This window comes from Geodermatophilus sp. TF02-6, assembly GCF_003319115.1.
GTDB lineage: Bacteria > Actinomycetota > Actinomycetes > Mycobacteriales > Geodermatophilaceae > Geodermatophilus.
Genome location: NZ_QOHF01000014.1, coordinates 125,168 through 141,774, shown reverse-complemented (window position 1 = coordinate 141,774; position 16,607 = coordinate 125,168). Strand labels below are relative to the sequence as shown.

Annotated in this window: 16 protein-coding genes; 6 read left to right on the top strand and 10 right to left on the bottom strand. The window is 75.3% G+C overall.

What is annotated here, in order from left to right:
• Window positions 1-159 precede the first annotated feature (159 nt).
• The 5 genes from DQ238_RS14280 to DQ238_RS14260 form a co-directional block, all read right to left on the bottom strand.
• A complete protein-coding gene (locus DQ238_RS14280) occupies window positions 160-1,185 on the bottom strand; it encodes a cation diffusion facilitator family transporter (protein WP_113781929.1) in 1,026 nt (341 codons plus the stop codon).
• Complete coding sequence (locus tag DQ238_RS14275) at window positions 1,182-2,327, bottom strand: SIS domain-containing protein (RefSeq protein ID WP_113781928.1); 1,146 nt, start codon at window positions 2,325-2,327, stop codon at window positions 1,182-1,184. The genes DQ238_RS14280 and DQ238_RS14275 overlap by 4 nt, the downstream gene beginning before the upstream one ends.
• Window positions 2,324-2,527, bottom strand: a complete 204-nt coding sequence (locus tag DQ238_RS14270) for a Trm112 family protein (protein ID WP_113781927.1) — start codon at window positions 2,525-2,527, stop codon at window positions 2,324-2,326. Before DQ238_RS14270 ends, DQ238_RS14275 begins: the two co-directional genes overlap by 4 nt.
• Window positions 2,524-3,885 (bottom strand): phosphomannomutase/phosphoglucomutase, encoded by a 1,362-nt coding sequence (locus DQ238_RS14265; protein WP_113781926.1) that lies wholly within the window; start codon window positions 3,883-3,885, stop codon window positions 2,524-2,526. The genes DQ238_RS14270 and DQ238_RS14265 overlap by 4 nt, the downstream gene beginning before the upstream one ends.
• Window positions 3,886-4,129: 244 nt before the next feature.
• A complete protein-coding gene (locus tag DQ238_RS14260; protein WP_113781925.1) occupies window positions 4,130-4,480 on the bottom strand; it encodes a DUF3499 domain-containing protein in 351 nt (116 codons plus the stop codon).
• Window positions 4,481-4,720: 240 nt separating this feature from the next.
• On the opposite strand from DQ238_RS14260, the gene DQ238_RS14255 reads away from it, so the two are divergent.
• The gene (locus tag DQ238_RS14255; RefSeq protein ID WP_113781924.1) at window positions 4,721-5,176 is read left to right on the top strand and encodes a metallopeptidase family protein; all 456 of its coding nucleotides are present in this window, start codon (window positions 4,721-4,723) and stop codon (window positions 5,174-5,176) included.
• Window positions 5,177-5,340: 164 nt separating this feature from the next.
• Here DQ238_RS14255 and DQ238_RS14250 read toward each other — a convergent pair whose 3' ends face one another.
• Entirely contained in the window at window positions 5,341-6,228 is an 888-nt protein-coding gene (locus tag DQ238_RS14250; RefSeq protein ID WP_113781923.1) for a phosphotransferase, read from the bottom strand.
• 106 nt (window positions 6,229-6,334) lie between these two features.
• On the opposite strand from DQ238_RS14250, the gene DQ238_RS14245 reads away from it, so the two are divergent.
• Window positions 6,335-7,312 carry a hypothetical protein gene (locus DQ238_RS14245; RefSeq protein WP_147263082.1) on the top strand — a complete coding sequence of 326 codons (978 nt, stop codon included), beginning with the start codon at window positions 6,335-6,337 and terminating at the stop codon, window positions 7,310-7,312.
• 474 nt (window positions 7,313-7,786) lie between these two features.
• On the opposite strand, the gene DQ238_RS14240 is transcribed toward DQ238_RS14245, so the two are convergent.
• The gene (locus DQ238_RS14240) at window positions 7,787-8,125 is read right to left on the bottom strand and encodes a WhiB family transcriptional regulator (protein ID WP_113781921.1); all 339 of its coding nucleotides are present in this window, start codon (window positions 8,123-8,125) and stop codon (window positions 7,787-7,789) included.
• Window positions 8,126-8,356: 231 nt separating this feature from the next.
• Between DQ238_RS14240 and cofD the strand changes: the two genes are divergently transcribed.
• From cofD to DQ238_RS14220, 4 genes are all read left to right on the top strand, one after another.
• Complete coding sequence (gene cofD, locus DQ238_RS14235; RefSeq protein ID WP_305037569.1) at window positions 8,357-9,328, top strand: 2-phospho-L-lactate transferase; 972 nt, start codon at window positions 8,357-8,359, stop codon at window positions 9,326-9,328.
• A 265-nt stretch (window positions 9,329-9,593) separates the two neighbouring features.
• Window positions 9,594-10,628 (top strand): coenzyme F420-0:L-glutamate ligase, encoded by a 1,035-nt coding sequence (locus DQ238_RS14230; RefSeq protein ID WP_113781943.1) that lies wholly within the window; start codon window positions 9,594-9,596, stop codon window positions 10,626-10,628.
• A 29-nt stretch (window positions 10,629-10,657) separates the two neighbouring features.
• Window positions 10,658-11,530 (top strand): glucose-1-phosphate thymidylyltransferase RfbA, encoded by an 873-nt coding sequence (rfbA, locus tag DQ238_RS14225; protein WP_113781942.1) that lies wholly within the window; start codon window positions 10,658-10,660, stop codon window positions 11,528-11,530.
• Between the two features lie 506 nt (window positions 11,531-12,036).
• Window positions 12,037-13,653 carry an arabinofuranosyltransferase gene (locus DQ238_RS14220; protein ID WP_113781919.1) on the top strand — a complete coding sequence of 539 codons (1,617 nt, stop codon included), beginning with the start codon at window positions 12,037-12,039 and terminating at the stop codon, window positions 13,651-13,653.
• On the opposite strand, the gene DQ238_RS14215 is transcribed toward DQ238_RS14220, so the two are convergent.
• The 3 genes from DQ238_RS14215 to DQ238_RS14205 all read right to left on the bottom strand — a co-directional run bounded on the left by DQ238_RS14215 (window position 13,646) and on the right by DQ238_RS14205 (window position 16,606).
• A complete protein-coding gene (locus DQ238_RS14215; RefSeq protein ID WP_233495963.1) occupies window positions 13,646-14,368 on the bottom strand; it encodes a DNA-3-methyladenine glycosylase in 723 nt (240 codons plus the stop codon). The genes DQ238_RS14220 and DQ238_RS14215 overlap by 8 nt on opposite strands.
• A 238-nt stretch (window positions 14,369-14,606) precedes the next feature.
• The gene (locus tag DQ238_RS14210) at window positions 14,607-15,377 is read right to left on the bottom strand and encodes an SDR family NAD(P)-dependent oxidoreductase (protein ID WP_113781917.1); all 771 of its coding nucleotides are present in this window, start codon (window positions 15,375-15,377) and stop codon (window positions 14,607-14,609) included.
• 131 nt (window positions 15,378-15,508) lie between these two features.
• A complete protein-coding gene (locus DQ238_RS14205) occupies window positions 15,509-16,606 on the bottom strand; it encodes a mannose-1-phosphate guanylyltransferase (RefSeq protein ID WP_113781916.1) in 1,098 nt (365 codons plus the stop codon).
• Window position 16,607: the final 1 nt, after the last annotated feature.

The window sequence follows — 16,607 nt, the reverse complement described above, 5'->3', positions numbered from 1 at the left end:
CCTGGCTCTACGTGATCTGGCACTGCTGGCAAGCCGGCGAAGCCTACGACCCCGCCCGACACAACGCCCTGCAACGCATCCTCAACCAAGATCAACGGCAGGCGGCTTGACACAGGGCTTCTCACGCCCCCACTGTGCGCCGGGCCCGGGGCCGGCGGGTCAGCCCCCGGGGGCCGCGGTTGCGCCGGCGTCGGCCGGTGCGGGCCCCCGGCGCAGGTCCGGCTCCAGGTAGATGACCCGGGCGATCGGGACGGCGGCGCGGATCCGCGCCTCGGCCTGGTCGATCTGCTGCGCGATGCCGGCGGCGGTCTCGTCGTGGCGGACGGCGATCTTGGCGGCGACCAGGAGCTCCTCCGGGCCCAGGTGCAGAGTGCGCATGTGGATGACCGAGATGTCGGTGTCCTGTTCCAGCGCCGCCGCGATGCGCCGCTGGTCCTGGGGGGTGGCCGCCTCGCCGATGAGCAGGCTCTTGGTCTCCACGGCCAGGATGACGGCGACGACGACGAGCAGCAGGCCGATGAGGATGGTACCGATGCCGTCGAACACCGGCTCGCCGGTGAGCATGGTCAGGCCGACGCCGAGGAGCGCGAAGAGCAGGCCGAGCAGGGCCGCGCTGTCCTCGAGCAGCACCACCGCCAGCTCGGGTGCCCGGGTGCGCCGGATGAACCGCCAGTAGCTGATCCCGGTCGGCTTGATCGCGTCGGTCTCCTTGGCCGCCGTCCGCAGGGAGAAGCCCTCCAGCACGATGGCGACCAGGAGGACGCCGATCGCCCAGAAGGCCGACTCCAGCGGCTCGGGGTGCTGCAGCTTGTGCACGCCCTCGTAGATGGCGAACAGGCCGCCGACGCTGAACAGCACGACCGCCACCAGGAAGCTGTAGACGAAGCGGTCGCGGCCGTAGCCGAACGGGTGCCGCGGGGTGGCCTCCCGGCGCGCGGTGCGCCCACCGATCAGCAGCAGCACCTGGTTGCCGGAGTCGGCGACGGAGTGGATCGCCTCGGCCAGCATCGACGAGGCGCCGGTGACCAGGTAGGCGATGAACTTGGCCGTCGCGATGCCGAGGTTGGCCAGCAGCGCGGCGATGATCGCCCGGGTGCTGCCGTGGCCCCCGTCGTGCCCGGTGCCGGAGTCGCCGGCGTGCCCGTCCGCCGCCCCGGCCGCGGCGGGTGTGGTGTCGGTGCTCATGGCTGTGCGGCCCTCTCGGTGTCCAGTGCCAGCGCCAGGTAGACCGCCGTGAAGTCGGCCACGGACAGCTGGCGGGCCAGGCGGGCGAGCCGGCCGTACCGCTCCGGTTCCCCGTGCTCGGCCAGTCCACTCACCGGGACGTTGGCGGCCGCGGCGCTGCGCAGCGCCTCGTGCAGCGCCTCGCGGGCCGAACGGGGCTCCCGCTCCCCGGCCCCGTCGTGCTCGCCGGCGTCGGAGTCGCGGACGGTGAGCAGCCGCAGCCGGCGGCCGGTGTCCTCGGCGCGGTCGCGGAAGAAGTCGTCCTCGCCCCCCTGCGGGGCCAGCGGGCCGCGCAGCACCGCGCAGGCGGCCACCCGCTGGTCGGGCATCCGGAAGGTGGTGACCGGCAGCCCGGCCAGCGTGGCCAGCTGGTCGGCGATGCGGGTGGCGGCGGTGCCGGCCAGCGGCCCCTCGGCGGCGATCACCGGCAGCGCGTCGAGCAGCTCCAGCGCCAGGGTCTTGGCCGGGTTGACGAACGACTCCTGGGCCGGGCCGCACTCGGTGGCGACCTCGTCCAGGGCGGTGGCGATCGCCTCGAGGTCGGCCGTGCCCTCCGAGACCAGCTCCAGGCCGACGGCGAGCTCGAGCATGGGCGTGAGCAGCGACCACAGCGTGGTGTGCCGCACCCGCGAGCGCGGCAGCGGGACGTAGGGGGCCCGGGCCGTGGAGCAGGCCGCGCGCAGGGGCGCGTCGTCCGCGCCGATGCCCAGCAGGGTCACCCCGCGGCGGGCGGCCTCGTAGGCGGGGGTCACCGCGTACCGGCCGGCGCCGGTGCGGGTGGCGACGACGGTGATGTCGCTGGGGCCGGTCCACACCGGCAGGTCCGGGCCGGGGACGACGTCCACGGTGACCGGGCTCGACGGTCCGAGCAGGGCGCGCAGCACCTGCGCGGCCACCGCGCCCTCGCGGCGGGCGACGATGACCAGGCCGCGCGGTCGGCCGCCGGCGGTGACCCGCGCGAGGTCGGCCTCCTCGGTCAGCCGGGCGGTCTCGCGCACCTGCGCGCCGGCGCCGGCGACCGCCGGGAGCAGGCCCCGCGGGTCGCGCGCCCGCAGCACCTCGAAGTCGTCGAGGACCTCCTCGGCGAGCTCGGGGGAGGTCACGGCGACGCCTCCCCGGTGCCGCGGTGGCGGGCCTCGTCGAGCAGCAGCACGGGGATGGCGTCGCGCACCGGGAAGGCGCGGTCGCAGGTGGTGCACACCAGCTCGCCGGTCTCCTCGTCCACCGTCAGCGGGCTGTGGTGGGTGTCGGGACAGGCCAGGATCTCCAGCAGCGCCGGGTCCAGCCCCAGGGGTCCGGTCATGCGCGCACCATCTCCAGCACTCGGTCCCGCAGGGAGGTCATCCGCGCCTCGTCCGGCGCCTCGACGTTGAGCCGCAGCAGCGGCTCGGTGTTGCTCGCCCGCAGGTTGAACCACGAGCCGTCGGGCAGGTCGACGGTCAGCCCGTCGAGCTCGTCGAACGTCGCCCCCTCGTCCGCGAACGCCTCCCGGACCACCTTCGTCCGCCCGGCGACGTCCTCGACGGTCGAGTTGATCTCCCCGGAGGCGGCGTAGCGGCGGTAGGCGGCGGTCAGCTCGGACAGGGGGCGGCTCTGCTCCCCCAGCGCGGCGAGCACGTGCATGGCGGCGAGCATGCCGGTGTCGGCCCGCCAGAAGTCGCGGAAGTAGTAGTGCGCGGAGTGCTCCCCGCCGAAGACGGCGTCCGTGCGGGCCATCTCGGCCTTGATGAACGAGTGCCCGACGCGGGTGCGCACCGGTGAGCCGCCGTGCTCGCGGACGATCTCGGGCACCGCGCGCGAGGTGATCAGGTTGTGGATGACCGTCGTCCCCCGGCCCTTGGCCAGCTCCCGGACGGCGACCAGCGCGGTGATCGCCGAGGGGCTGACCGGCTCGCCGCGCTCGTCGACGACGAACACGCGGTCGGCGTCGCCGTCGAAGGCCAGGCCGAGGTCGGCGCCGGTGCGGCGCACCTCGGCCTGCAGGTCGACGAGGTTGGCCGGGTCGAGCGGGTTGGCCTCGTGGTTGGGGAAGGACCCGTCGAGCTCGAAGTACAGGGGCAGGACGGTCAGCGGCAGGTCGGCCAGGACGACCGGGACGGTGTGCCCGCCCATCCCGTTGCCGGCGTCGACGACCACCCGCAGCGGGCGGATCCCGGAGAGGTCGACCAGGGAGCGCAGGTGGGCGGCGTACGCGGGCAGGACGTCGCGCTGGGCGATCGACGCCGTCCGGGCGGGGACGCGGTCGTAGGCGTCCCGCTCCGCCCACTCGCGGATGGTGGCCAGCCCGGACTCCTGCCCCACGGGCGCGGCGCCGGCGCGGCAGAGCTTGATGCCGTTGTACCGCGCCGGGTTGTGGCTGGCGGTGAACACCGCGCCCGGGACGCCGAGCGAGCCGGAGGCGAAGTAGAGCAGGTCGGTGGAGCCGAGACCGGCCTCGAGGACGTCGACGCCGCGGGACAGCACGCCCTCGGCGAAGGCCCGGGACAGCGGCACCGACGACTCGCGCATGTCGTGCGCGGTGACGACCGCCGTCGCCCCGCTCTCCGCGGCCATCAGCTCGGCGAAGGCGGCGCCGATCCGGCGGGCGACGTCCTCGTCCCACTCGTCGGGGACGACCCCGCGCACGTCGTAGGCCTTGATGATCGAGTGGAGGTCGTTCACTGCTCACCCTCGGTTGGACCCACCGTCGGCTCCCCGGCCCGCGGTGCCGGACGACCCTAGCGGCAGGCCCGGCGACCGTCGTCCCGGGACACCCTGGCCCCGTCCTGAGGCCTCCTCCTGGGTACCGTCGGCCCCTCTGCAGGTAGAAGGACCCCGTCCTCCCCGCCCCTCGCGAGCTCGGGGCGGTGCCCTGGACGGGGCCAGGGGCGAGCCTGCGAGCAGTGGGGGGCAGAGGGGTCCTTGCTCAGCTGAGGTCGGGCAGCACCCGCAGGTGGCCGCGGCGGGTGCCGCTGCCGTCGTCGGCCGGGTTGCGCGGCGGTTCGGGGCGGGCCGCCTCGCGGACGGCGTCGGCCAGGGCCAGCAGGTCGTCCCCGGTGGGACCCGCGTCCTCGATGTCGATCTCGTGCCGGACGACCTCCCACCCGCGCGGCACGGTCAGCCGCTCGGCGTGGAACTCGCAGAGGTCGTAGCTGTGCGGCTCCGAGAACGTCGCCAACGGGCCGACGACGGCGGTCGACTCCGCGTACACGTAGGTCAAGGTCGCTGCCGCCGGTTGCGCGCAGCCGCTGCGCGAGCAGCGACGTGACTGCCTCACCACCGGTTCCTCACGCCCGGCACAGTAGACGCGCAGCGGGGTCGATGGCATCAGGCACACCGGGGAATCCGCGCGCCGCGGAGACCAGGAACCCCATCCTGCACGAGGGTCCCGTCCACCCCGTCGGGCGGCCCGGCCGGCACGGCGGCGTGACCTGCGGACGGGGACCGGCGACGGACCCGGACGCCGCCGGCGCCGACCGCACACCCGGCCCGCCCCGGCCGTACGCTCGCACTCGCCATGAGCCGACCCGCCCGCTCCCGCCGCGACCGGCACGGCCGCGGACTGCGCGGACGCCTGGTGCCCGACGGCGTGCCGTTGGCCCGCAGCCGCGGCGAGCAGTTCGACGACCTCGTGCTCGACGCGGTCGAGGACCTCGAGCGGCGCTGGGAGAAGGAGCTGGCCGGCGTCGAGTTCGCCGTCGAGGACGTGCCCTGGGTCGAGCACACCAGCCCCGACGAGGTCGTGCTCGACTCCGACGTCCTCGACGACGGTAGCGTCCCGCTGGCCCGGGTCCTGCCCGCGCACCGGGACGGCGGCCGGGAGGTGCCGCCGCGGATCGTCGTCTACCGCCGGCCGCTGGAGCTGCGCGCGCACGACCGCGACGACCTGGCCGACCTGGTGCGCGACGTCGTCGTCGACCAGGTCGCCGTGCTGCTGGGCCGCGACCCGGAGGAGATCGACCCCACCGGTTGAAGGACCCCCCTGCCCAGGCAGCCGGCGCCTTTCCCCAGGCATGGGAACCCCAGGCATGGGAACCCCAGGCATGGGAACCCCAGGCATGGGAACCCCAGGCATGGGAAGCGATACGTGCGTTCCGCGCCGGCTGACGCAGGTATCGCTTCCCATGCCCCCGAGGGTCAGCCGGCGACCGGGCTGCCCAGCTCCGCGGCGGTGTCTCGCGCCTCGGCCAGCCGCGCCCGGCAGAAGGGGAGGTCCAGGCCGTCCCCGCGGTCGGCCCGGGTGATCTGCGCGACGAGCTGCTCGAGGGCGACGGCGTGCCAGAGCAGGCCGACGTCGGGCTCCTCCCAGCCGGCGGTGCGGTCGAGGACCACCTGGGCGACCTGCGCGCGGTCCTCCTCGTCGGGAGTGCTGGCCCACAGGGTCAGCAGGTCGCGGTGCCGCGGGCCCGGCCGCACGCCGGTCCACTCGAGCACCACCACGCGGCCCTCGTCGTCGAGCACCGCGTTGGCGGCGCGGAAGTCGCCGTGGGTGACCTCGGAGAGCGGCAGCTGGGCCGCGGCGGCGCGGACGGCGCGCAGCTCGCCCAACCGCACCCCCGCGCGCAGCAGCCGGCCGGTGTCGCCGACCGACGCGCGGGCGCGGCGCAGCGCCGGGCGGGCGGGGGGCTGCCACGGGCTGCCCGGGGGCGCGGGCAGCGGAGCGATGCGCACGGCGGCGTCCACGGCCGCCTCGGTCCACCGCGGCCCGCCGGTCGGGACGGGGTGGACGCGCCGGGACAGCAGCCACCGGCCGTCCTCGGCGGCGGCCAGCACGGCCGGGACGCCGATCTGGCGCTCCTCGGCCCAGCGCCGGCCGCGCAGCTCGGCCCGCAGCCGCCGGCGCCCGCTCTCGGTGACCGCCAGGTCGACCACCCGGTCGGCGAGGACGCCCTGCACCAGGCCGAGCGGAGCGGACAGGTCGGTGACCCCGGTGAGCGGCTGGTCGACCCCCAGTTCGGTCAGCAGCGCGGTCACCCGCTCGCGCACCGCACCCTCGGCCGCCGACGCCCCGCTGCTGCTGCTCATCGCGGTGATCGTCCCAGCCAGGCCCCCGCGGCGCACGGGAGCCGGACACCGCCGTCCGGTCGCACCTCCCCGGACACCCGGGAGCCGGCTGGGATGCTTCGCGGCGATGCACTCCCCCGCGCCGGCCGTCGTCCCCTGGGTCGTGCTGGCCCTGGCGCTGCTCGCCCTGGCCGGCCTGGCCGCGGCCGAGCTGACCGGCCGCCGGCGCCGGCCGGCAGCCCCTCCGGCCCCGGCGCGCCCGGTGCCGCGGTTCCCGCACGACGACCTGCCCGGTTTCCTCGACGCGCCGCCGGGCACTCCCGTCCCGCCGGCGCCGGTCAGCGCCGCGGCGGTGACGGAGGACACCGCGCGGCTCGACGGGAGCGGCCGGGTCGTGGTGGGGACGGCGGCCGCGGCGCTGGTGCTGGTCGCCGCCCTGGCCGGGGTGGCCGCCGGTGTGCGGGACGACGCCCCCGCTCCCGCACCGGCGACGGCGGCACCGCCGGCCCCGCCGACGGGCACGGCGACGCCGAGCCGGCCGCTCCCGGCGCTGCCCGGCGTCCCGGCCGACCCGCTGCCCGGCGAGAGCGGCGCGGGGGCGCTGGCCGACCGGTCGGTGCCGCTGGGCCGCGACGGCGTCACCGCCCGGCTCTCCTTCGGCGGGATCGTGGTCGAGCGGCACGCGGTCGGGACGACGGTGGCCTACCCGTCGGTGAGCGTCACGGCCACCGGCGACGGCTCCACCGCGCTGGCGCACGTGCGCCTGCCGGGCTGGAACTGCACGGCCGCCGAGCCGCCCGAGGACCCGGCCGCGGCCGGCTGCGTGCGGTCGGTCCCCGAGTACGCCGACCTGCCCTCCCCCGCCCTCACCGTCACGCGGGACGGCGCGGACCTGCGGCTCACCGGCCGGTTCCCCACCTACACCCGGCCGATCGGGACCGCGCCGGCCTACACCGGGCGGGTCTACGACCTGACCGTGACCGTGCGCCCCGCCGATCCGGTGCGCGAGGGAGCGGCCGACGCCGTGGGGACCCTCTTCCTGGGTGACGGCCGTGCGGCCGCCCTCGACCTGCCCGGGCTCAGCGTCGTCCGGTTCGCCGGCTGAACGCGGCCGGCAGGCCCCGCCGAACAGCGTCAGGGTCACCAGCGGCGCACCCGGCTCGGTGCGCAGACCGCCGAGGTCGGAGGAGCCCCACCAGGTCCGGCGTTCGGGGCCGTCGGAGGGTGAGCAGGTCGGCGTGCAGCCGGTCGCCGTCGGTGACGAGGAGCCCGTTCCCCTCACCCCTCGCAGGCTCGGTCGAAGGACCCCTCCCCGAGCCCTTCGATGAAGGACCTCCTCCCCACCCTTCGGAGAAGGACCCCCTGCTCCCCGCCACTCGCGAGCTCGCGGCGGGACCCTGCAGGGGGCCAGCGGGGCCCGGGACGGGGCCAGCGGCGCCCCGGAGGAGGCCGACGCCGGGAGCGGGCCACAGGACGGGGCAGTGGCGGGAGGGCAGGGGTCCTCTCACGAAGGGGGGGAGGACGGGATCCTCCCCCGAAGGGTGGGGAGGGGGTCCTTTCTCCAGGAAGGGGTCCTCCCTCAGATCGCGCGGCGGCGCAGGCGGCGGCGCTCCCGCTCGGAGAGCCCGCCCCAGATGCCGAAGCGCTCGTCATTGGCCAGCGCGTACTCCAGGCACTCGGCCCGGACCTCGCAGCCGGTGCAGATCTTCTTCGCCTCGCGGGTGGAGCCGCCCTTCTCCGGGAAGAATGCCTCCGGGTCGGTCTCGGCACACAGCGCGCGCTCCTGCCACGCCTGGACGTCGGCCTCCAGGCCGGCGGTCCACAGGTCGGCGAAGACCTGGCCGGCCGCGGCCCGGGGCCGATCGGCGTTGCGCTCCGACGCGCTGACGTAGTCGCTCAACCACGAGACCTCTGCCATGACGATGCGTCCCCTCTCGCTGTCGTCCCGATGTGCGTTCCGCGGGACGATCCCGGGCCGCTCGGCACTCGTTGACACCGCCGGAATTACACGCGTGTCGTTGTCGAGGCGTCAACTGAGTCCGGTGTAAGCAGCCGGTCCCACCAGCCCCATTCGTCACACGCGTTCGTCATTTCTCGTCGCACACCACGACACGCCCAGCGAGCAGTGGACACCTGCCCATCGGGCACGATGACTTTCGTGCAGATCGTCGTCCTCGCCGGAGGGGTCGGCGGGGCCCGGTTCCTGGCCGGGCTCCGCGCGACCCTCCGCGCCGCGGCCCCCGACGCCCGGGTCACCGCCGTCGTGAACACCGGGGACGACGTGACGGTGCACGGCCTGCGGATCTGCCCCGACCTCGACACCGTCATGTACACCCTCGGGGGCGGCAGCGACCCCGAGCGCGGCTGGGGCCGGGCCGGGGAGACCTGGACGGTCAAGGAGGAGCTGGCCGCCTACGGAGCGGAGCCGACCTGGTTCGGGCTCGGTGACCGCGACCTGGCCACGCACCTGGTCCGCACCCGGATGCTCGACGCGGGCTACCCGCTCTCCCAGGTGACCGCCGCCCTGGCCGAGCGCTGGCAACCCGGCGTGGAGCTGCTGCCGATGAGCGACCAGCGGGTGGAGACCCACGTCGTGGTCGCCGACCCGGAGACCGGGCGGCGGCGGGCGATCCACTTCCAGGAGTGGTGGGTGCGCCACCGGGCGGAGCCGGACGCGGAGGCCTTCGTCCAGATCGGGGTGGACACCGCGAAGCCCGCACCCGGGGTGCTCGAGGCGCTGGCCGGGGCGGACGCCGTGCTGCTGGCGCCGTCCAACCCGGTGGTGTCGGTGGGCACCGTCCTCGGCGTCCCGGGGGTGCGCGAGGCGCTGCTGGCCGCGCCGGGCCGGGTCGTCGGGGTCTCCCCGATCGTCGCCGGTGCGGTGGTACGTGGGATGGCCGACCGCTGCCTGCCGGTCGTCGGCGTGCCGGTCAGCGCCGAGGGGGTGGGCCGGCACTACGGCGCCCGCTCCGCCGGGGGGCTGCTCGACGCCTGGCTGGTGCACACCGGCGATCCGGCCGACGTGCCTGGCGTCGACGTCCGCGCCCTCCCGCTGCTCATGTCCTCCCCCGAGGCGACCGCCGCCCTGGCGCGCGCCGCCCTGGACGCCGCCGGTGTCTGAAAAAGGACCCCTCTGCCCCCCACCACTCGCAAGCTCGCGGCGGGACCCTGCAGAGGGGCCGCCCTGCCCCCCACCACGGCCCCGTCCCGAGGCTCCGGCCCCCTCCCGGGTACCACCCCGAACCTGCGAGGGGTGGGGAGGAGGGGGTCCTTCTCCGAGGGGTGAGGAGGACGGGGTCCTACCACCTGCAGAGGGGCAGCCGTCCCCGAGCCCTTCGCAGGCTCAGGGCGGGGACGGCGAGGAGGGAGCCACGGTCCCGGGGGGGATCTCGGTCCACCCGGTCGCCGGCCTGCCGGAGTTCACCCCCGGCGACGACCTCGCCGCGGCGATCGCCGGGGCCGCGCCGTGGCTGGCCGACGGCGACGTCGTCGTCGTCACCTCCAAGGTGGTGTCCAAGGTGGAGGGCCGGCTGGTGCCCGTTCCGCCGGGCGCCGACCGGGAGACCGCCCGGCAGCGGGCCGTCGACGCGGAGACGGTGCGGGTGGTGGCCCGGCGGGGCCCGCTCAGGATCGTGGAGACCCGGCACGGCTGGGTGGTGGCCGCGGCCGGGATCGACGCCTCCAACGTCCCCGGCGACGCGCTCGTGCTGCTGCCCGAGGACGCCGACGCCTCGGCCCGGGACTTGCGGGTGCGGCTGGGCGAGCTGCTCGGCGTGGACGTGGCCGTGGTGGTCAGCGACACCTTCGGCCGGACCTGGCGGGAGGGGCTGACCGACGTGGCGGTCGGGTCGGCCGGCATCCCCGCGCTGGCCGACCTGCGCGGCGCCGTCGACGCCCACGGCAACCGGCTGGAGACCACCCAGGTCGCCGTCGTCGACGAGCTGGCCGCAGCCGCCGACCTGGTGAAGGGCAAGCTGGCGGGGATCCCGGTCGCCGTCGTCCGCGGCCTGGGGTTCGACCGGCCGGCCGAGGACACCGGCACCCGGCCGCTGGTGCGCCTGGGCCCCGGCGACCTGTTCCCCTACGGCAGCCGCGACCTGGTGGGCTCGCGGGCCCCCGGCGCGGACCTGGCGCCCCGACCCGGCGAGCTCGACGCCGTCGCCGAGGCGTTCCGCACCGCCGTCGCGGCCCTGCCGGAGTTCCCCGTCGTCCTGCGCTACGGCGGTGAGGGCGACGGCGTGGTCGACGTCCACCTGCCGGAGCGGGCCACCACCACGACCGCGCTCAACCTCGGGGCGTTGATCGGCGCGGTGATCGTCCAGCTGCACGCCGAGGGGTGGACGACCCGCTGGGAGCCGGTGGGCACACCCGGTGGCACCTCACTCGTCGGGAGGTTGTGGCTCGGCTCCCCGGCCGGCTGAGCACCGGCGCGCCGGTACTGTCAGTGACCATGCGGGGCATCATCCTGGCCGGGGGTACCGGCAGCCGCCTGTACCCGATCACGCAGGCGGTCAGCAAGCAGCTGATGCCGGTCTACGACAAACCGATGGTCTACTACCCGCTGTCCACGCTGATGATGGCCGGTGTCCGGGAGGTGCTGGTCATCACCACCCCCGGCGACCAGCAGGCCTTCCGGGCGCTGCTGGGCGACGGCGACCGGCTGGGCATGCGCATCGAGTACGCCGTCCAGCCCGACCCCGAGGGGCTCGCCCAGGCGTTCCTCATCGGGGCCGACTTCGTCGGTGACAGCTCGGTGGCCCTCGTCCTCGGTGACAACATCTTCTACGGCGCCGGGCTCGGCACCGCCCTCGGCCGGCTGCCCGAACCCGACGGCGGGCACGTCTTCGCCTACCACGTGGCCAACCCGGGCGACTACGGCGTGGTGGAGTTCGACTCAGACCGCCGGGTGCTCTCCATCGAGGAGAAGCCGGAGAAGCCGAAGAGCTCCTACGCCATCCCGGGGCTGTACTTCTACGAGTCGTCGGTGGTCGACGTCGCGCGCGGCATCACCCCGAGCGCCCGCGGCGAGCTGGAGATCACCGCGGTCAACGAGCACTACCTGCGCCAGGGCCGGCTGACCGTCACCGTCCTCGACCGGGGGACGGCGTGGCTGGACACCGGCACCTTCGCCTCGCTGCGGCAGGCCACCGAGTTCGTCTCCGTGGTCGAAGAGCGGCAGGGGCTGAAGATCGGCTGCATCGAGGAGGTCGCCTGGCGGCAGGGCTGGCTGGACGACGAGGACCTGCGCCGCCTCGCCGAGCCGCTGGCCAGGAGCGGCTACGGCGACTACCTGCTGCGCCTGCTCGACGACCCGACGTTCTGACGACAGCGGGGGGGGGAGCACGGCGCGAGGCGGACGCCGGCAGGGAGTGGGCATCCCGAGGAGCGCCGGGAGCGAAGGGCGGACCGAGGCACGGAGTCAGACCCGTTGGACGTCGTCTGACTCCGACGGAGCGGGTGACTCCGACAGCGCGGTGAGAGAGCCCACGACCCGGCCTGGTGCAGGCTCCCGACCGTGTCCTGAGCGATCCTCGACACGCCATGGGCCCGACGGCAGGCCAGGACGCCTGTTCGGAGAAACTGGCAGTTCGCGCTCCGCCGCACGGCGAAGGCGTCACTCCTGCGCATCCACGGCAGAACGGACGGCCATTGTCTGCACAGCCCCAGGGCGCCTCAGCGGCCGACCTCGACCCGGTCGGACCGGCGCGTCGGCGACGTCCTCCGGCGAGAACCGTCGAACTGCTGCTCGTCGGCCTCGTCGCCGGTGCTCTGCTGCTCGTCGCATGGGCCCGGCGGTGGACCGCCGACGATGCCTTCATCACGTTCCGAGTGGTCGACAACCTCCTCGCAGGCAACGGGCCGGTCTTCAACGCTGGCGAGCGGGTCGAGGTGGCCACGAGTCCGCTGTGGCTGGCGATCCTGACCTGCGCCGAGGCCGTGATCCCCGGCACAGGGGTCATGTGGGCGTCGGTCGTGCTGGGCCTGGTGTCCACGGTCGCCGGTGTCCTCCTCGCCGCAGCGGGCGCCCGTCGCCTCCTCGGGCGACCACTTGCACCGGTCGTGCCCTTCGGCGTCGTCGTCTTCGCCACCCTCCCGCCGACCTGGGACTTCGCCACCTCGGGGCTGGAGACGGGACTCTCGTTCGGGTGGACCGGGGCCTGCTCCTGGGGACTGAGCCGGTGGGTCCGGAGCGGGCGCTCGACGAATCCGCGGGTGTTGTGGCTGTTCGTGCTCGTCGGGATCGGGCCGCTCATCCGTCCCGACCTGGCGATCCCCACCGTCCTCTTCCTCGGCTGGATGACCGCCGTGGCGGCCGGCGGGTGGGGACGACGCGTTCGCGGGCTGCTCGTCGCCGCCGTCCTCCCGGTGGGCTACCAGGTCTTCCGCATGGGCTACTACGGCCTGCTCGTGCCGAACACCGCGGTCGCCAAGGAGTCGAGCCGTGCGCTCTGGGCTCGCGGTACGGACTACCTGACCGACCTGACCGGTCCGTACTCGCTCTGGGTCCCGGCGCTGACGGCCCTGGCCCTCGTCCTCGTGGTGACCCCGCGGGCAGGCTGGCGCCTGTCGGAGTGGTCCCTGTCCGCCGTGCTGCTGGCCGCGGGCGTGCTCCATGCGCTGTACGTGATCCGCGTCGGCGGGGACTTCATGCACGCACGACTGCTCATGCCCAGTCTGTTCCTGGTCCTCTGTCCGATCGCCGTGGTGCCGGTCCCCTCCGACCGGCGGTTCCTCGTCGGTGCGCTGCTGGCCGTCACCGCCGCCTGGGCGATCGCCGCGACGACCCTGCGGGTGGGCTACGAGGGCTCCATCGGGCCCGCCGGCATCGCCGACGAGCGGGGTTTCTACGCCCAGCAGGCCGGCACAGCGAACCCCGTCACGCTCGGCGACCGGGAGGGCAGTGGGGTCCTGGCCTACGCCACCAAGGTCCGGGCCTTGGACCACGAGAGAGCCGACCTCGTCGTCGTGCAGGTGTCACCAGTGACCGAGCAGACCCCGGTGCTGGTCCTCGCGCCCTCTTCGGGCGGCGTCGTCTTCTCGGTCTTCAACGCCGGCTTCTACGGAGTGGCTGCCGGGCTCGATGTGTGGGTCGTCGACCAGGTCGGCCTCACCGACCCGGTAGCCGCCCACCTCGAGGCACCACCACCCGCACGACCAGGTCATGAGAAGGTCTTCCCGCCCGCTTGGCTGCTGGGCCGCTACGGCGCCCCCGAGCTCGCCACCGGAGCATCGACTCATCCCGCGGGCGCTCCCCCGGAGCAGGTCGCCGGAGTCCGCGGCGCGCTCGGCTGCGGCGCCCTGGCCGATCTGGTCGCGGCGACCGGTGACCCGCTCGACTGGACGAGGTTCTGGGACAACGTCCGCGGCGCCGTGGGGCGCACCTCGCTGCGCATCCCGGAGGACCCGCTCGTCGCCGAGGCCCGGTTCTGCTCACCGATCAGATGAAGCGGTGGTTCGTCGGTGCGGTGCGGGGTCCCCGCCGGGGCGGGCGGCTGCCGCCCAGGGTCAGCAGCCGGACGACGCGCTGCCGCTGCCCGCGCCAGGGTTCGAGCAACGCCATCATCCCGTCGTCGTCGGTGCGGCGGCCGGTCAGCGACCAGCCGACCAGGTTCTTCAGGTGGTAGTCGCCGTAGCTGACGGTGTCGGGGCAGCCGAAGACCCGCTGCACCACCTCGGCCGCCGTCCAGACACCGATGCCGGGCACGGTGCGCAGCCGGCGCTGCAAGTCGGCGCAGTCGACCGCCGCCTCCGGCTCCAGGCGTGAGGCGACGCCGGCCACCGCGCGCAGCGCGCGGCGGCGGGCGCCGTCGAGGCCGCAGCGGTGCCACTCCCAGTCGGTGACCGCCAGCACGCGCTGCGGGGTGGGGACCACCCGCATCCCGTCGGGCGCCGGGCCGGGCGCCGGGTCGCCGGCCAGCCGCAGCAGGGCCCGCCACACCCGGTGCGCCTCGATGACGGTGACCTTCTGCTCGAGGACGGCGGGCACCAGGGCGTCCCAGGTGCGGCCGGTGCGGCCCAGCCGCAGCCACGGCGTGCCGCGGTGCAGCCGGGTGACCAGCGGGTGGCCGCCCGGCTCGAACTCCTCGGGGCGGTCGGCGGCGCCGAGCCAGCCGGGCACCGCCGTCCCGGCCCGCTCGCCGCCGGGGCCCCAGGCGGCCACCCGGACCTCCCCGGTGCACACCGAGACGTGCACGGTCGCCGGGCCGTCGAGAGTGCTGACCGTGCGCCAGCAGCCGTCGTCGGTGTAGCGCAGGGCCGGGTCGCCGGCGCTGCGCTGGTGCGGGAAGAGGATCCGGTGGAGGTCCAGCGGCCAGTCCGGCCGCCAGACGTCCTCGAAGACCGGGGCCTCGAGGGTGGTGCTGGTCAGCTGGTGCTCCCCGGGGAAGAGGGATCGGCGCTCAGCGCGGCGCCATGCGCAGCGCGCCGTCCATCCGGACGACCTCGCCGTTGAGGTAGCCGTGCTCGACGATGTCCAGCGCCAGCTCGGCGAAGTCCTCCGGGCGGCCCAGGCGCTTCGGGAAGGGGATGCCCCCCGCCAGGCTCTGCCGGGCCTCCTCCGGCAGGCTGCCCAGCAGCGGGGTGTCCACCAGGCCGGGCGCGATCGTGCACACCCGGACGCCGACGTTGGCCAGGTCGCGCGCCGCCGGCAGGGTCATCCCGACGATGCCGCCCTTGGACGCCGAGTAGGCGACCTGGCCGATCTGCCCGTCGTAGGCGGCGATCGAGGCGGTGTTGACCACCACGCCGCGCTCGCCGTCCTCGCCCGGCTCGGTGGCCGCCATCGCCGCGGCGGCCAGCCGCAGCACGTTGAAGGTGCCGACCAGGTTGACCATGACCGTGCGGACGAACGGGTCGAAGTCGTGCGGCGCGTTGTCCTTGCCGACGGTGCGCTGGGCCCAGCCGATGCCGGCGCAGTTGACCGCGATCCGCAGCGGTCGGTCCTTCGCCGTGGCCTCGTCGACCGCCGCCTGCACCGACGCGGGGTCGGTGACGTCGGTGCGGACGAAGGTGGTGTGCCCGCCCAGCTCGGCGGCGAGCTCGGCCCCCTTGTCCTCCTGCAGGTCGAGGATGGTCACGGCCGCCCCGCGGGCGACCAGCGCCCGGGTGGTGGCCTCGCCGAGCCCGGAGGCCCCGCCGGAGACGACAGCGGCGACGTCGAAGTCCTTCATGCCCGGCAAGCTATCCCGGAGCGTCGGCCTCCCTGCAGGGGCCCGCCGCGAGCCTGGCGACATGCTGGAACGGCCCCCTTGCAGGGCCCCGCCCTGAGCCTGCGAAGGGTGGGCAGGAAGGGGGTCCTTTCTCAGCTGAACCGGGACCCGTGCCGCTGCTCGACCGCGGCCAGGAGCGCCTTGACCCGTTCGGCGTCACCCGCCGGGCACACCATGGTCACGTCGGCGGTGTGCACCACGACGCTGTCGCGGACCCCCACCAGGGCCACCAGGTGCCCGGGGTCGTCGCTGAAGACGACGTTGCCGGCGCTGTCGAGGGTCGCCACCAGCCCGTGCACCGCGTTGTCCCCCACCGTCTGCAGCGTGGCGGCCAGCGCCGGCCAGGAGCCGACGTCGAGCCACTCGACGTCGAGCTCGGCGACCAGCACCCGGCCCGGCTCGGTCGCGGCCGGTTCGAGGACGGCGTAGTCGATGCTGGTCTTGGGCAGGGTCGGGAAGACCTCGGCGAGGACGGCGTCCCGCTCGGGCCCGGACGGGACGGCGACGACGCGGGCCAGCCCCTCCGCGCTCGCGGGCAGGTGGTCGGCCAGGGCGTCGAGGACGGTCCGCGCCCGCCACACGAACATGCCGGAGTTCCACAGGTACTCCCCCGAGGCGAGGTAGGCCTCGGCGGTCGCGCGGTCGGGCTTCTCGCGGAACGACGCGGCCTCGGCGACGCCAGGCACCTCGGTGGGGGCGCCGCGCTGCACGTACCCGAAGCCGGTGGCCGGCGCGGTGGGCCGGATGCCGAGGGTGACCAGCGCGCGGGGGCGCGCGGCCAGGGCGTCGTAGGCGGTGGTCAGCGCCGCGGCGAAGCGCTCGACCGGCCGGATGACGTGGTCGGCGCTGACCACGGCCAGCTCCGCGTCGGGGTCGACGTCGGCGACCAGCGCCGCGGTCAGGCCGACGGCGTTGGCGGTGTCGCGGGCGACCGGCTCGAGGACCAGCCGGTCGGGGTGCAGCCGGGGTAGCGCGGCGCGCACCTGCTCGCCGTAGCGGGCGGCGGTGCAGACCCAGATGCGGTCGGCCGGCAGCACCGCCTCCAGCCGGGCGAACGCCTCGGCGAGCAGGCTGTGCGCGCCGCCGTCGGCGTCGGCGACGACGTCCAGCAGCTGCTTGGGCCGGCCCACCCGGGACAGCGGCCACAGCCGCGTCCCCGAGCCCCCGGCCATGACCACCGCATGCCGCACC

Excerpts from the sequence above, each read along its gene's own strand:
- DQ238_RS14280 (WP_113781929.1), bottom strand. The coding sequence starts at position 1,185 with ATGAGCACCGACACCACACCCGCCGCGGCCGGGGCGGCGGACGGGCAC.
- DQ238_RS14270 (WP_113781927.1), bottom strand. The coding sequence starts at position 2,527 with ATGACCGGACCCCTGGGGCTGGACCCGGCGCTGCTGGAGATCCTGGCC.
- DQ238_RS14255 (WP_113781924.1), top strand. The coding sequence starts at position 4,721 with ATGAGCCGACCCGCCCGCTCCCGCCGCGACCGGCACGGCCGCGGACTG.
- DQ238_RS14250 (WP_113781923.1), bottom strand. The coding sequence starts at position 6,228 with ATGAGCAGCAGCAGCGGGGCGTCGGCGGCCGAGGGTGCGGTGCGCGAG.
- DQ238_RS14245 (WP_147263082.1), top strand. The coding sequence starts at position 6,335 with ATGCACTCCCCCGCGCCGGCCGTCGTCCCCTGGGTCGTGCTGGCCCTG.
- DQ238_RS14240 (WP_113781921.1), bottom strand. The coding sequence starts at position 8,125 with ATGGCAGAGGTCTCGTGGTTGAGCGACTACGTCAGCGCGTCGGAGCGC.
- cofD (WP_305037569.1), top strand. The coding sequence starts at position 8,357 with ATGACTTTCGTGCAGATCGTCGTCCTCGCCGGAGGGGTCGGCGGGGCC.
- rfbA (WP_113781942.1), top strand. The coding sequence starts at position 10,658 with ATGCGGGGCATCATCCTGGCCGGGGGTACCGGCAGCCGCCTGTACCCG.
- DQ238_RS14210 (WP_113781917.1), bottom strand. The coding sequence starts at position 15,377 with ATGAAGGACTTCGACGTCGCCGCTGTCGTCTCCGGCGGGGCCTCCGGG.